The sequence below is a fragment of the Jutongia sp. SJQ-6 genome, assembly GCF_054161275.1.
Map to the genome: position 1 here is coordinate 2,501 of NZ_CP195314.1, position 16,108 is coordinate 18,608.

Sequence of the window (16,108 nt, forward strand, 5' to 3'; positions counted from 1 at the left end):
ATTTCTGAATGGGGAAACCCGGCTGAGCAAACCTCAGTCATCCATACGCCAATACATAACGTATGGAAGGGAACCCGGGGAACTGAAACATCTAAGTACCCGGAGGAAGAGAAAGAAACATCGATTTTCTGAGTAGCGGCGAGCGAAAGGGAAAGAGCCTAAACCGGATCGCGTGCGATCCGGGGTAATGGACTGCAGAAGTGAGCTGAAAGATAGAAGAAGGGTTTTGGGAAAGCCCGCCATAGAGAGTGAAAGCCTCGTAATCGAAATCGGAAGGCAGCGGCAGTATCCGGAGTACCACGAGACACGTGGAACCTTGTGGGAAGTCGGGGGGACCACCCCCCAAGGCTAAATACTACTTAGTGACCGATAGCGCATAGTACTGTGAAGGAAAGGTGAAAAGAACCCCGGGAGGGGAGTGAAAGAGAACCTGAAACCCTGTGTCTACAAGCTGTGGAAGTGCTATATATGCACAACCGCGTACTTTTTGTAGAACGGTCCGGCGAGTTATGCGGTGTGGCAAGGTTAAGCAGAGAAACTGTGAAGCCGAAGGGAAACCGAGTCTTAACAGGGCGTCAAGTCACATAGCATAGACCCGAAACCGGGTGATCTACCCATGTCCAGGTTGAAGCTGCTGTAAAAGGTGGTGGAGGACCGAACACACATCCGTTGAAAAGGGTGGTGATGAGGTGTGGGTAGGGGAGAAATTCCAATCGAACCCGGAGATAGCTGGTTCTCCTCGAAATAGTTTTAGGACTAGCCTGTTATTAGTCTGCTGGAGGTAGAGCACTGAATTCCTGCGGGGGCGTCAAAGCTTACTAAAGGATATCAAACTCCGAATGCCAGCCAGATGATGTAACGGAGTCAGACTGCACGAGATAAGTTGGGTAGTCAAAAGGGAAAGAGCCCAGACCACCGGCTAAGGTCCCAAAGTGTGTGTTAAGTGGAAAAGGATGTGGGGATTCGAAGACAACTAGGATGTTGGCTCAGAAGCAGCCATTCATTCAAAGAGTGCGTAACAGCTCACTAGTCGAGAGTCCCTGCGCCGAAAATGTCCGGGGCTGAAACACAACACCGAAGCCGTGGAATCGAGAGATTGGTAGAGGAGCATTCTTATCACGAAGAAGCTGTACCGAAAGGAGCAGTGGAGAGTTAAGAAGAGAGAATGCCGGAATGAGTAGCGAGAGAAAGGTGAGAATCCTTTCGGCCGAATATCTAAGGTTTCCAGAGTAAAGCTGATCTGCTCTGGGTAAGTCGGGGCCTAAGGCGAGGTCGAAAGACGTAGTCGATGGACAACAGGTTTAGATTCCTGTACTTCATGATATCAGAACTGTGGGGACACAGAGACAAAGGACGAGCCGGGAATGGAAAAACCGGTGCAAGCGAGGTAGCTTCATGGGAGGGAAAACCCCCATGTATAAGGCGAATGCGTGAAGCGTAGCGAACTTAAAAGTAGCGAAGCGTGTGGAGTCACTGTCAGGAAAAGCCGCTATTGCGTATCATGAACCCGTACCGTAAACCGACACAGGTGGATGAGGAGAGAATCCTAAGGCCGACGGAAGAAGCATTGTTAAGGAATTCGGCAAAATGACCCCGTAACTTCGGGAGAAGGGGTGCCTACGAATGTAGGCCGCAGAGAATTGGCCCAAGCAACTGTTTAGCAAAAACACAGGTTTATGCGAAACCGAAAGGTGAAGTATATGAGCTGACGCCTGCCCGGTGCTGGAAGGTTAAGGGGAGAGCTTAGAGGCAACTCGAAGGTTCGAACTTAAGCCCCAGTAAACGGCGGCCGTAACTATAACGGTCCTAAGGTAGCGAAATTCCTTGTCGGGTAAGTTCCGACCCGCACGAAAGGCGTAATGATTTGGGCACTGTCTCGACAATGCATCCGGTGAAATTGAAATACCAGTGAAGATGCTGGTTACCCGCGCCAGGACGGAAAGACCCCATGGAGCTTTACTCCAGTTTGATGCTGGGATTCGGTACTGCATGTACAGGATAGGCGGGAGACTAGGAAGATATAACGCCAGTTGTATCAGAGTCGCTGTTGGGATACCGCCCTTGTAGTACTGGGTTTCTAACCTGCCACCGTGAACCGGTGGAGGGACAACGTCAGGCGGGGAGTTTGACTGGGGCGGTCGCCTCCGAAAGGGTATCGGAGGCGCTCAAAGGTTCCCTCAGAATGGTTGGAAACCATTCGAAGAGTGCAAAGGCAGAAGGGAGCTTGACTGCGAGGTCGACGGACCGAGCAGGTACGAAAGTAGGACTTAGTGATCCGGTGGTAGAAAGTGGGATTGCCATCGCTCAACGGATAAAAGCTACCCTGGGGATAACAGGCTAATCACTCCCAAGAGTTCACATCGACGGAGTGGTTTGGCACCTCGATGTCGGCTCATCGCATCCTGGGGCTGTAGCAGGTCCCAAGGGTTGGGCTGTTCGCCCATTAAAGCGGTACGCGAGCTGGGTTCAGAACGTCGTGAGACAGTTCGGTCCCTATCCGGCGCGGGCGTAGGATATCTGAAAGGAGCTGGCCTTAGTACGAGAGGACCGGGCTGGACGGACCGCTGGTGTATCTGTTGTCATACCAATGGCATAGCAGGGTAGCCAAGTCTGGAAGGGATAAACGCTGAAGGCATCTAAGCGTGAAGCCCCCCTTAAGATAAGATATCCCTGGAGTTAATCCAGTAAGACCCCTTGAAGACGACGAGGTAGATAGGGCAGAGGTGGAAGTGTGGTAACACATGGAGCTGACTGTCACTAATAGGTCGAGGGCTTGACCAAAGGAGCGAGGATGTATCATGGATCACAAGACGGCGATGAAAGTTTACTTTCAGGAGTCGGATTGGGAACATGATTGCATTTGAGCGGGATAACATGAATATGTGAGCGCAGCGAGCATATGAATGACCGCGAAAAAGCAGTAACATCCAAGCGTAGGAACGAAGGCAATTATAATGCCGGAGTACCAAGAACAAGTTCAACTTTGTGGATGAAAGATACTATATGCAGTTTTGAGTGTTTAAGAGAATACTAAGAAAGACATGGTTTCTGCTATGTCTTTTTTGTTTTTAAATAACATAATTCAAAATTCACACATCCGAAATTATCATGTCGTCACATAGCATTTACTCAAACTTCCTATCCCGGAAGTTATAGCAAAATCACATATTGCTTATTATGTCAGCAATAAATGTGACATTTTGACCTTAACAGCATAGTATGGTAGTATATCTATTGAGTTAGTGGTAACTAATATGTTCGCAAATATGTTGGCAGAAGGGAAAGTAAGATTACTATGAATATCAATACATCAGAACTATTTGTATTATCAATACCCTTTATGGGAACTACACTTGGTGCAGCAATGGTTTTTCTTCTAAAAGACAACATTTCACCCAAGTTAGAAAAATTATTGTTAGGTTTTGCATCGGGGGTGATGATCGCAGCATCGGTGTGGTCTTTGTTGATCCCATCGATAGATATGCAAAGAGCGAAAAATGGTGTGGCATGGCTGCCGGCTTTGGTAGGATTTTTGGTTGGCATTGTATTTTTATTGCTTTTGGATACGGTAATACCGCATTTACATCTGAAAAGTACAGAGCCGGAGGGAATATCAGTAAAAAAGGGGCATATTTCCAAAACAACGATGATGCTATTTGCGGTTACTCTGCATAATATTCCGGAGGGAATGAGCGTTGGCGTCGCATATGCGGGGGCTGCCTTACAGGGATCGGGCATTTCGACAGCGGCAGCTTTTGCCTTAGCTATTGGTATTGCCATTCAGAACTTTCCAGAGGGAGCCATTATTTCTCTGCCGCTATGCACAGAAGGAATGAGCCGGAAAAGAGCATTTATCTGTGGGATGCTTTCCGGCATTGTGGAACCAATTGGAGGATTTATTACGATTTTAATCGCAGGGCTGATCTCGCCTGTTTTGCCGTATTTATTATCGTTTGCGGCAGGGGCGATGATATATGTCGTGATCGACGAGTTGATACCGGCATCGCAGGCGGGGGAACATAGCAATATTGGAACGATCGGCGCAGCGGTTGGATTTGCGTTGATGATGGTGTTAGATGTCGCCCTTGGCTGACTTTGAGGATAGTGCTAGATGCCGCCTTTGGTTGACTTTGGGGATGGAGAACCTATAAAAAGAACAGATTATTACTAAATAGGACTGGCAATGAAACGATTTAAGGAGAGAACAATAAAGCGATACAAATAGAACCGACAATAAAGCGACGCAAAGAGGAAACAATAAAGCGATACAAATAGAACTGACAATAAAGCGACGCAAAGAGGAAACAATAAAGCGATATAAATAGAACTGACAATAAAGCGGCGCAAAGGGAGAATAATAGAGAGATACATATAGAACTGACAATAGAGCGCAAAAAAATCTCTGACAAAAAAATGACATAAATTTGAACTAAATTTGACACATTTTATTCCAATTACTGTCAAATTTGGTCGATATTATTTTTTTTGACGAAATCGGACTGATGAAGTATTAGGGAGATGTTGTAAGAGTTTGTTCTTAATATGAAAGGTATTGTCTGATAATAATGTCAGGAAAGAAGGATAAAAATGAAAGACAGATTGTCTCATTTGGATAATTTGGAAGCGGAAGCGATTTATATTATTCGGGAAGTAGCAGCGGAATGTGAGAATCCGGTGATGTTGTATTCGATCGGAAAGGACAGTTCGGTGATGTTGCATTTGGCGTTGAAAGCGTTTTACCCGGAGCAGCCTCCGTTTCCTTTTTTACATATAGATACTACGTGGAAATTTCACGAGATGATTACGTTTCGAGATAAGATGGCACAAAAATATGGACTCCGTATGTTAGTTTATACGAATGAAGAGGGGGTAAAGCAGGGGATCAACCCATTTGATCATGGATCTGCATATACAGATATCATGAAAACGCAGGCACTTAAGCAGGCGTTGGACAAATATCATTTTGATGCAGCATTTGGAGGCGGTCGTCGCGACGAAGAAAAATCTAGAGCGAAAGAACGTATTTTTTCATTTAGAAATAGTGAACATGGCTGGGATCCAAAGAACCAGCGGCCGGAGATGTGGAAGTTATTTAATACGCAATTGTTTCAGGGGGAAGAAGTTCGTGTTTTCCCGTTGTCCAATTGGACAGAGAAAGATATCTGGCAATATATTCGTAAGGAAAATATTGAAATCCCTTCCTTGTATTTTGCAAAAGAAAGACCTGTGGTGGAACGCGATGGCAATTTAATTATGGTTGATGATGACCGTATGCGTTTGCTGCCGGGAGAGAAACCGCAAATGCGTAAAATACGATTTCGAACGTTGGGATGTTATCCGCTCACCGGAGGTGTGGAATCGGATGCGGATACGTTAGATGAGATTATTGAAGAGACGCTTGGCGCCGTATCCTCAGAGCGGACGAGCCGTGTGATCGACAATGAGGCGGCAGGAAGTATGGAACGCAGAAAACGAGAGGGCTATTTTTAGTATAATACATAAATTACGAAATATGGAAGTGAGAGGATAACGATGCAAAGCTTATTGAAATTTATTACATGTGGCAGCGTAGATGACGGAAAATCTACATTGATCGGACATATGTTATATGATGCCAAACTGCTTTTTGCCGATCAAAAGAGGGCACTGGAATTAGACAGCCGAGTAGGCAGTACCGAAGGACAGATTGATTATTCGTTGTTATTAGACGGACTAATGGCGGAGCGGGAGCAGGGAATTACGATAGATGTGGCGTATCGCTATTTTACGACAAAGGAACGAGCTTTTATCGTGGCGGATACACCGGGACATGAGGAATATACTAGAAATATGGCGGTTGGGGCATCTTTTGCAGATCTGGCAGTCATCTTGATCGACGCAACAAAAGGTGTGTTATCTCAGACGAAACGGCATACACGTATCTGTGCAATGATGGGAATACGATCCGTTGTGTATGCGATCAATAAAATGGACTTAGTGTCCTATAAACAGGACAGATATGATAAGGTTTGTAAACAGATCAAGAAACTGACAGCAGAGTATGCGTTCCAAAGTTATATCATTCCGGTATCTGCGACAGCAGGAGATAATATTACCAGCCCGTCCAAGCATATGCCGTGGTATAAGGGAGATACGCTGTTGCATTATTTGGAAACAGTTGATGTGCAAATGGAGGAAGCGCAAAATGGCTTTGTAATGCCGGTGCAGAGGGTGTGTCGTCCCAACAAGGATTTTCGTGGGTTCGCAGGGCAGATCGAGGTTGGAGAGTTATCTGTAGGAGACGAAATAAGAACGCTGCCGAGTGGCGAAACAGCGAAAGTGACGCAGATTTTTAACACGGACAGATCCGTGGAACATGCGGTAAAAGGGCAGGCGGTAACAATATGTTTAGACCGAGAGGTGGATGTATCCAGGGGATGCATGTTATATCGCAATGCATCGCTGCAAGTAGGGCATATGTTTATCGGTAAGCTTTTGTGGATGGATGATAAACCATTGATCGCAGGGCGTAATTATCTCTTAAAAGTAGGGACGAAATCAGTGCCCGCAGTGGTTATGAAGATCCGTGCCAAAATAGAAGTCAATGAGGGAAATGAGGTTCCGGCAGATAAAATTTTCAAAAATGAAATGGCAGTGTGTGAGATCAATTGTCAGGAAAAGATCGTTTATGATCTTTTTGCACATCATAAGGAACTGGGCGGTTTCATTTTAATTGATCGTGTTAGTCATATGACTTCGGCTTGTGGAACGATCGAGCAGCGTTTGCAGCGGGAGGATCATGTCGTTTGGCAGAAGATGGACATCACACCACAGTATCGTGCAGAACATATGAATCAAAAGCCAAAGACAATATGGTTGACCGGATTATCCGGTGCCGGTAAGTCAACGATTGCAAATGCTTTGGAAAAACGTCTTGCTGCAGAGGGAAGATTCACAATGACGTTGGATGGAGACAATGTGAGGATGGGACTGAATCAAGATCTTGGTTTTGAGGAGAAGGACCGTATTGAAAATATCCGTCGGGTCAGTGAAGTGGCAAAACTGATGAATGATGCCGGACTGATCGTATTAGTGTCATTTATTTCTCCGTTCCGGGAAGAACGGCGAAAGGCGCGGGAAATTATTGGAGAGCCGTTTGTTGAGGTGTATGTGAGCACATCCTTAGAAGAATGTGAGCGCCGAGATGTGAAGGGGCTGTACAAAAAGGCGAGAAGTGGAGAAATTGCTGAATTTTCGGGCATTTCCAGTCCGTATGAGCCGCCGGAGCATCCGGAAATTATCGTGGATACAACCAATCGAAGTGTAGAAGAAGTGGTAGATGAACTTTGGGAGTTTTGTCAGTAATGAGAGGTACAAGGATTAGGGGATTGATGCAGGCTATGCTGCGAGTCGGTGTGATCGGCTTTGGAGGTGGCAATGCGTTGATCCCGGTTATGGAAAAGGAGTTTGTGACGAAAAAATCGTACGTCACGAAAGAAGAATATGACGAGGCGGTTTTGGCAGCAAGTATTACGCCTGGGGCACTTCCTGTGGAGATTGCCTGCGGTATTGGCCGCAAGTATGGAAGAGCTTGTATGCTGCTTGCTGCCAGTCTGGTCGCACTTCCGGGAGCTGTGGCTACCGTTGCACTGTTAGCGATGATGGAACATATTGATGAGCAGACAATGCGTTGGTTATCTGTGTTTACCAAAGCGGTTAGTTTATTTTTGATCTATCTGTTGTTTCGCTACATTTGCGGTATTGCCAACGAGGCGATACAGGAGAGCCGAAAACGATTTGGAAAGGTGCTTCTGATATTTGTATCAGTATTTTTGCTCTGTGGTGGCAAAAATCTGTACCGTCTGATGGGAATTCACGCCAGGCCGTTATTTGTACTTTCTACAGTTAGTATTCTGGGTCTGGCACTGTTTTTTATTTTGTGGACACAGGGGCGGTATTCGGTGAAGCGTGTTTTGGTGCCGGGAATATTGATCGGTGCGTATCTCGCCTGTGTTTGCTTAGAACGGCATTATGAGGTGGCACCGGTAAAGGGCATTTTAGTGATACTCATGATCATGGTTACCATAGGAAAACTATATGTTACGTATATTCAGCGAATGAAAGGAATGCATGCGGTAGGATCGATTGGAACGACTTTGTTTGGAATTGGTAAGGAGACTATCGGAGACATTGTTGTATGGCTGTGTTTTCTTGCTGCATGTACGCTGCCGATGATCATTTTATTTTCACCTGCTGCGGATTATCTGCTTAGGGGAATGTATTCGTCTTTTTTGTCTTACGGAGGAGGCGATGCTTATCTGACTGTTGCAGATGGTGTATTTGTAGACACCGGGATGGTAAAGGAAGGGGTATTTTATCAACAATTGGTTGCCATTGCGAATGTATTGCCGGGGTCGATCCTGTGTAAGATACTTACCGGTGTTGGCTATTTGATCGGCTATGGGATTCATCAGAATATCATAGATGGGATTTTGATTGCTTTCTCAGGATTTGTATGCAGTATTTGTGCGTCGGGGATCGTATATTCGATAGGAGATTACCTTTGCAAAAATTTTGAGCAGTTGCCGTTGTTTGAACTGATCAAGCGATGGCTTCATCCGATCATTGGCGGCTTGCTGCTCAATGTTATAGTTGCGCTTTTGAACCAGATATGGCTGCCGATGGTTTAGAAAAGATAAGTGATCTTTTTGACGATATCGCGGATCGACAGATCTTCGCAGTCTACAGTCACATCTGCATAGCGCTCATAAATAGGAATACGTTCTTCGTACAGGGTTTCCAAAGTCTCTCCGGGACGGATGGAAACGCCACGTTTATTGAGATCACCAAGACGTTCGGTCAATTCTTCATAGGATAGTTTAAGATAGACGACCGTTCCGAGGGCTTTTAGGTGCATCATCGCTTCGGTGCCATATACAACGCTGCCGCCGGTGGCAATGACAGTGTCTTCTGCTTCGATAGATGCATTTACCTCAGACTCGATCTGATTAAAACGCTCCAATCCGTACTTTTCAATGATTTCATGAAGCAGGAGTCCCTCCCGTTCCTGGATCAACAGATCAGAATCAAGAAATGCGTATCCGAGTGTTTTTGCCAATACAACGCCGACAGTGCTTTTGCCGACGCCCGGCATACCAATTAAAATAATGTTATTCATAATCATCCTCCATGCTCCCACGACCACCCGGTCAGGGTGATTTGGTACAATACGAATTTGTTTGTTATGTACCTGTTCGTAATATGCAGTATGTATTGTAGTAGATTTCGGCTAAAATGTCAAAAAAATATTACAAATATGACGGAAGTATGACATAGTGAAGAAGGAATATGTGAGGGAAGAGGGTAAAGGATAGAAAAAAGTATGGGGAACAAGAGTGAGGGAAAAGGCTGGAGAAGAAATATATGGGGAACAAGGAAGAAAGGAAACAATTGTGATGGAAAAATACGAAATGAAAGAAATCCATACAAAAGAGGAGTTGACAAAAGTATTTGAAGAGGAAGAAGACCTTGTGATCGTGCAGCACAAAAGGGTAGCACGTGTATTGCTAAGGTTTGCCGGACATCTGCCGTTTCAACCACAGATCAAGGAAGTGCTTACGTTTATTCCGCTGACGGCACCGAAAAAAATTCTTGGAACACCTTGTGTGGACACGACAATGACCACGGCACGGGAAAAGGCATTGTATGTGATTGTCCGTTTACATGAAGAGGCGCATGAAGAGGCTGTGGAAGCAGCTAAGCAGTTTGGTGCAGTACGTATTTTGCTGGTGGATTATGAAGTGTTTGCAGAGATTTCTCGGCAGGAAAATCCGCATATGGATTTCTTATGTGTGGGCTTCACGAAGTGCGGCACGACATCGCTTAGCAATGCATTACGTGAATGTCCGGAGATCGTACTTCCAAAGGGTAAGGAGACGTTCTATATGCATTGGCGTAACAAATATGATGATGCGCCGGAACGGTTCCGCCACAAATATTTTCCAGAGCAGGATCCAGATAAATTATATGGGGATATCGAGCCGTCCTATCATGGATCGGCACGCAATGTGTATGAGTGCTTTGGACCGGAGGTCAAGCTGCTTTTTTTGGTACGACAGCCGTCGCTTGCGACGTTTTCTTATTATAAAATGTTAATGCGCAGACCGAGACATTATCGATATGTTCGCTATTATCAGGGATTTCACCGTTATTCGGTCAAATTATTTACCAAGTTTGCAAATGAGGAGATTTATACGGAGCGGAAAGATCGTTTTCAGTATGACAAATGGATCAATGAGTATTTGCAATACTTTCGACCGGAACAGATCAAGGTTGTTGTGATGGAAGAACTGATGCGGAACCCCGAAGAGCAGATGAAGGAGATTCAAGAGTTTATCGGTGTGAAACATCCGATCTGTGTGGAACAAATGCCAAACAGCAATGAGGGCAGTGCTGTTTCTGCTAACTGGCTGGGGGCATATATCAATTATCGGTATTATGCGTCGATCCGTGGGCGAAAGGAAAATACGACACGCACTAAAAAGCAAAAATTATTTTTTCGATTTGCGAGATGGGTACAGCGTTATACAACGATCGAAAATCACGACAAGATGACAGATGAACAGAAACGTAAGATGGATGCTTTCTATAAGCCAAGTGTAGAAAGATTGGAGAAGATGACAGGGCTGCCGGTGAGAAAATTGTGGGATATTTGAGTGCCCGCTTGCAAAACAGTGTGTAGTCATGTAAAATATACGTATACATAGAATCATATTTTGCTCGTTATGAAATATGTGAATGGGGAATGGTGGAGTCAGATCGGAGGTTTACATTACTATGGATACAAATATTTTATTAGAGAGTGGAACAAATGAATTGGAGATTTTGGAGTTTGTCGTGGACGGACATAACTATGGGATCAATGTGGCAAAGATCCGCGAGATCATCAGTTATACAGAATTAACGCCAATCCCGAATGCACATCCTTTTGTGGAGGGAGCATTTAGTACGCGCGGAGAGACAATTACTGTTGTCAATCTGGCGAAGTGTCTGGGAATGAATGAGCACGAAGAGAAGAAGACAGATATGTTTTTGGTGACATCCTTTAATGGAACGAATGCTGCTTTTCATGTACATAGCGTAGTGGGGATCCATCGTGTGAATTGGTCACAGATCGTGAAGCCGGATCGTTTGATCAGTAATTCGCGAACAAGCATGATCACAGGTATTATTAACATTGATAAGCAGCTTGTGATACTGTTGGATTTTGAAAATATTGTGGCACAGATCTCACCGGAGGCAGGCATTCAGTTGTCGGATATTGAACGGTTAGGGTCGCGTCCAAAGAATAACAAACCGATTTTGTATGCAGAGGATTCTCAGTTTTTGAGTTTAATGATCTATGATGGACTTACGGCAGCGGGATTTACGAATCTGATGCCGTTAAATAATGGATTGGAGTTGTGGGAGCTGCTGGAGCAGTACCGTCAAGAGGGAACCTTAAAAGAGAAGGTTGCGTGTGTCGTGACGGATATTGAGATGCCGCAGATGGATGGACACCGTCTGCTCAAGCTGATCAAAGAGACGCCGGCGTACAAAGATATTCCGGTCATTATCTTCTCTTCCTTGATCAATGAAGAGATGCGCCGCAAAGGAGAGCAGCTGGGTGCGGATGCACAGCTTTCCAAGCATGAAATGGGTGATTTTGTCAAAGCGCTGGATCGTGTTTTGGCATAAAAGATATCAGATAAGAGCCTTCCGTGTATCGGGAATGTCATTCGAGCATGATGACGTTTCCGATGCACGAAGGCTCTTTTTACATTAATCTTTATAGGAAACCGCTCACAATGTGGTGTTATGCAAAGCGCTGGCTTTGCTTTTTTATAGTCTTGTTGGCGGAGTGGAAAGCATGCGGTCGCATTGAATCAGTCCCCAGCCTTGTCTCGTATGGCTGTATCCAAGATCAAGTGCGGTGTTGCGAAGGTGCAGTTTTATTTCGCGATTTGTCAGATCCGGATATTTTTCTAACAGGAGAGCGATGCATCCGGCTACGATCGGTGTTGACATAGATGTGCCGCTTTTGGCCTGATAGGAGGAGCCTGCAGCGAGACTGACAATGCGCGATCCCGGGGCTACAATATCCGGTTTTTTTATACAGCTATTGGTTGGACCGCGGCTGGAATAGTCGGAGTCAAAACGATACTGTAACGGGTCGGAAGAGCCAACGGTAATGATCTTACGGCTGTTGCCCGGTGCACCAATACTTCCGGGAGCCGGGCCATGATTTCCGGCAGCTGTGAGGACAACAAGACCGTGTTCCCATAGAGAGTTGACACTTTTTACGAGGGGAGAGTTTTCGTCAAACTGTCGGCCACGGGTACTGCCGATGGAAATATTAACGATGCGGATATTATATTCTTTATAGTGCTGCAACAGCCAGTGAATGGCTTCTAAGACGTGTTCAATATGCCCTTCGCCGTTTTTGCCAAGCACCTTGATGGAATAAAAATGACATTCCGGTGCAACACCACAGTAGAGTCCGTTTGAGACGGAGCCGTTACCGGTCAAAATGCCGGTAGTGTGTGTTCCATGCCCATTGTCATCGTAATAGTGTGTTTTATGATTGACCAGATCCAGAAAACCGGCAAGACGATATCCGCCTGCTTTAGAATAAAAATCCGGATGAAAATCAATGCCTGTATCCAATATAGCAACACCGATCCCCTGCCCGGTCAGACCATGTTGTCTGGCATAATCTAAATGAATGATAGAAGAGACTCGGTTCATAGAGCCCTCCTTTCGGGTGGTAATTTGTTTTCTATTATTGTATGCATACGGAAGGTGGTACGGAAGTGGGGATTTACAAGTAAAGTGATATTCTGTTAAAATATAAAGTTAGTTGCCGGCAATGAAAGTTGGCGAGTTTGGAAAGGAATAAAAAAATCGTATGAAACAGTTAGGTTACTATGTATTTGCGGGAATATATAATTTGCATCGAAAATTTGCGAAGGTGCATAATAAAGTTGTGCTTTTTAATGGACATAACCATGGGCTGAATGGTAATTTGGAGTTGGTGTCCGAGGAGATTACAAAACGTGATCGGGATTGTCAGATTGTGGCATTTAGCAAGCAGGATCTCTTTCATCCGAACGGAGGGATATGTTCTAGGATTAAGGGGATACTGTGCTTTTTTGTAAAAGTACCGTGGAATATGGCAGATGCCGGGCAGATCTTTCTCAATGACAATCTGCTTCCGCTTGCCTATATGCATACGGAGGGGCAGCAGATTATTCAGTTGTGGCATGGTGCCGGTGCGTTTAAGCGATTTGGTCTTTCTACAGAAGAAGATCCGAATGTTCGTAAACAGGTTGCTGAGGCTAATAAGCATGTGACACATCTGTTTGTCACTTCGACGCAGATCATACCGTATTATAGTGAGGCTTTTGCCATTCCGACAGATCGCATTTATGCAACGGGCATTCCGGTTTTGGATGCGTATTTTGATGAAGAGGACAAGAAAAGACGAGCAGAGAATGTATATCGTCAGTATCCGGTCCTTCGTGATAAAAAGGTATTATTGTATGCGCCGACGTTTCGGGCAACGGCAGAGGAAAATGCACAATTATTGGAAAAATTTGACATTGCAAAAATCTGTCAGACACTTGGAGATGATTGGTATGTTCTTGTTAAACTTCATCCGAAATTTCCGTCAGAAAATATTACCTTGCATGAACATTGCCTGAATATGACAGACTATAGTGATATAACAGATCTTTATATGGTCGCAGATTGTTTGGTCACAGATTATTCTTCAACCGTTGTGGAATATGTGCTTTTAGATAAGCCGATTATATTATTTGCCTATGACCTTGACAAATATGACCGCGGTTTTTATCGTGACTATCGTTCGACGGTTCCGGGTGATATTGCATATTCGACAGAAGAACTTTTGCAGCTTTTGCAAAAAAATGTGGATAATGCTCAAAAACGCCAAGATTTTGCCAAATTACAGTATGATTATATAGAAGGCGGATCTCTTGAGAGAGTATTTGCAATATTACAGAAAGAGTAGAGCATGGAGGATGAAGCATTATGTTACAGTTGTTTGACAGCATCAGAAAATGGAAAGCCAGAATAGCGGTTATGATCGTTGCTGCACTTGTCTGCAGTCTTTTGGGAGGGTTTACGGCTGCCCCAATGGCAAAGGCAGAGGAGACCGGCGAGGAAATCTATACACCGGATAGAGTAGATTTGATCGCACCGGTGGAGGGTGCTGTATTTTTGGAAGAGAAAGATGTGCTGACCGGGTTGGAAGTAACAGAAACGACCACGGACTCGATTACGGTAGCGTGGGATGAAATGCCTGGAATGACATCGTATCTTGTGTATTATTATGATTTTGAGAAGTCTGCTTATGTTTTTTTAGATGAGACGAAAGAGCAGAAATATACATGGAAAGACCGAAAAGCCGGTGATGAATTTTATATCACAGTGTGTGCCTATCGTCAGTCAAGCGGTGAACAGAGTCACTTTGCAGAACCGGTTCACACGTTTACCAGACCGGAAGCACTTACGACATTTTCAATCAAAAGCAATGCTTCCACATCAATCACGCTTGGCTGGAAGAAGGTGGAAAGTGCGACCGGATATTTGATCTATCGCACAGAAGCAAATGGCGTAGAAAAAAAAGTTGGAAGCACAACGACATTAGAATATAAAGATGCCGGTTTGAAATCGGGTGTCACATACCGTTACCGCATTCGAACGTATTTTGCTGATGAGGAAAACACAGGAGAATATTCGGAGCAGATTTCGACCACAACGAATCCTGGCAAGCCGTCCATGAAACTTCGTGCCGGAAATGGCCGGGTAAAGCTCACGTGGACAGCGGTAAATGGTGCAACAGGATACCGCATTTATCAGTTTAAGGGTTCGCAGGTGGTTCTTATAGCTGATTTGAAAGGCCAGTCTACGGTTAGCTATATTCGCACCGGGCTCAAAAATGGCACGAAATATTATTATACGATGATAGCGTACCGCACCTATAAGGAGAAAGATTATGAGAGCAGCAAGGCGACAAAGACAAGTGCGAAACCGCTTACAGTGGCAAAGACGAGTACCAGTGCCAAGCTGTATAAATCGAAAAAGGCTTTTTTGAGATCGGCAGCAGTTAAGGCGTGCAGTTTTGTAAAGAAACAGTTAAACTATGCAAAGAGCATCGTTTTGCCGGGAATGACCAATACTAATGTTTTGGAATTTGGAAGTAAAACAATGGTTCCACAGGGGATGACGTTTGCCGGCTCGTATTTACTCGTCAGTGCTTATGACAGCAAGAGAATCGATAATTCCGTGGTATATGTTATGAGCAGATCCAGTAAAAAACTGTTGACGACCGTTGTATTGCCAAATAAGACACATGCGGGTGGACTTGCTTATGACGGGCGTAATCTTTGGATATGCCAGTCGACATATCTGCGCAGCATACCGTTTGCTCAGATCAAAAAAGCGGCTATCGCCAAAAAGAAATATTTGGAGATCAAGGCGTACGGGACCAAGAATTCGTTAGGGCAGCAGGCGGCTGCTGTAACGTATTATAAGGGATTTTTGTGGGTGGCTTCGTATAGCGAAATTAATTCAGGCTATTTGGGCTCCTATCGAATCGCAGACAAAAACGGCAAGCCGGTGCTTACCGTTTGTGGGCGTATTAAGCTTCCAAATCGTGTACAGGGATTAACGTTTACTTCGAATGGGCGATTGATCCTGTCGAGATCTTGTCAGACCAATTCGACAAAACGAGGATATCTGCATCAGCTGGATGTGTACAAACCGAATCTGAAAAAAGCCAGAGCCGGCAAGATCACACTTGGCAAACGCAATAAAGTGATCAATATGCCGTCGATGAATGAGGAGATTGCGGTAAGTGGTAAGTATTTATATGTAAATTTTGAATCGGTACAGTTTACTTCAGCTACGAAGCGGGTTGACCGGATCTGTGCTTTTAAGGTGGCTGCTGTGACAAAAAAGGAAAAGGCAAAGAAAAGTACGAAGAAAAGAACGAAGAAGTAATATGGAGGACACCTGTAACAGCGCGTGAAAAAATATTGATGGGCTGACAGGCTGAGAAAGGAAT

At 44.8% G+C, this 16,108-nt stretch carries 10 protein-coding genes and 1 rRNA gene (1 of these 11 only partly in view); 9 read left to right on the plus strand and 2 right to left on the minus strand.

Annotation, left to right across the window (positions count from 1 at the left end; genetic code table 11):
- From ACSAJE_RS00020 to ACSAJE_RS00040, 5 genes are all read left to right on the plus strand, one after another.
- Positions 1 to 2,781, plus strand: a 23S ribosomal RNA gene (locus tag ACSAJE_RS00020) (it extends 109 nt beyond the left edge of the window).
- A gap of 514 nt (positions 2,782 to 3,295) precedes the next feature.
- A complete protein-coding gene (locus ACSAJE_RS00025) occupies positions 3,296 to 4,093 on the plus strand; it encodes a ZIP family metal transporter (RefSeq protein WP_458009377.1) in 798 nt (265 codons plus the stop codon).
- Positions 4,094 to 4,587: 494 nt separating this feature from the next.
- Positions 4,588 to 5,490: a sulfate adenylyltransferase subunit CysD gene (gene cysD, locus ACSAJE_RS00030; RefSeq protein ID WP_444157000.1), complete on the plus strand. Its 903-nt coding sequence runs from the start codon at positions 4,588 to 4,590 to the stop codon at positions 5,488 to 5,490.
- Between the two features lie 42 nt (positions 5,491 to 5,532).
- Complete coding sequence (cysC, locus tag ACSAJE_RS00035; RefSeq protein ID WP_458009378.1) at positions 5,533 to 7,344, plus strand: adenylyl-sulfate kinase; 1,812 nt, start codon at positions 5,533 to 5,535, stop codon at positions 7,342 to 7,344.
- On the plus strand, positions 7,344 to 8,669 hold the full coding sequence (locus ACSAJE_RS00040) for a chromate transporter (protein WP_458009379.1): 1,326 nt from the start codon (positions 7,344 to 7,346) through the stop codon (positions 8,667 to 8,669). Before cysC ends, ACSAJE_RS00040 begins: the two co-directional genes overlap by 1 nt.
- Here the strand turns inward: ACSAJE_RS00040 and ACSAJE_RS00045 are convergent.
- Entirely contained in the window at positions 8,666 to 9,157 is a 492-nt protein-coding gene (locus ACSAJE_RS00045; protein ID WP_118507096.1) for a shikimate kinase, read from the minus strand. The genes ACSAJE_RS00040 and ACSAJE_RS00045 overlap by 4 nt on opposite strands.
- A gap of 217 nt (positions 9,158 to 9,374) precedes the next feature.
- Here ACSAJE_RS00045 and ACSAJE_RS00050 point away from each other — a divergent pair, with 217 nt between their 5' ends.
- Both ACSAJE_RS00050 and ACSAJE_RS00055 read left to right on the plus strand, forming a co-directional pair.
- Positions 9,375 to 10,694, plus strand: coding sequence for a sulfotransferase domain-containing protein (locus tag ACSAJE_RS00050; RefSeq protein WP_458009380.1), 1,320 nt, complete (start codon positions 9,375 to 9,377; stop codon positions 10,692 to 10,694).
- A 121-nt stretch (positions 10,695 to 10,815) separates the two neighbouring features.
- A complete protein-coding gene (locus ACSAJE_RS00055) occupies positions 10,816 to 11,715 on the plus strand; it encodes a chemotaxis protein (RefSeq protein ID WP_118690792.1) in 900 nt (299 codons plus the stop codon).
- Positions 11,716 to 11,859: 144 nt separating this feature from the next.
- On the opposite strand, the gene ACSAJE_RS00060 is transcribed toward ACSAJE_RS00055, so the two are convergent.
- Positions 11,860 to 12,765 (minus strand): S8 family peptidase, encoded by a 906-nt coding sequence (locus ACSAJE_RS00060; protein ID WP_118690793.1) that lies wholly within the window; start codon positions 12,763 to 12,765, stop codon positions 11,860 to 11,862.
- A gap of 160 nt (positions 12,766 to 12,925) precedes the next feature.
- On the opposite strand from ACSAJE_RS00060, the gene ACSAJE_RS00065 reads away from it, so the two are divergent.
- Positions 12,926 to 14,050, plus strand: a complete 1,125-nt coding sequence (locus tag ACSAJE_RS00065; protein ID WP_458009381.1) for a CDP-glycerol glycerophosphotransferase family protein — start codon at positions 12,926 to 12,928, stop codon at positions 14,048 to 14,050.
- A gap of 20 nt (positions 14,051 to 14,070) precedes the next feature.
- A complete protein-coding gene (locus ACSAJE_RS00070) occupies positions 14,071 to 16,044 on the plus strand; it encodes a fibronectin type III domain-containing protein (RefSeq protein ID WP_458009382.1) in 1,974 nt (657 codons plus the stop codon).
- Positions 16,045 to 16,108 lie beyond the last annotated feature (64 nt).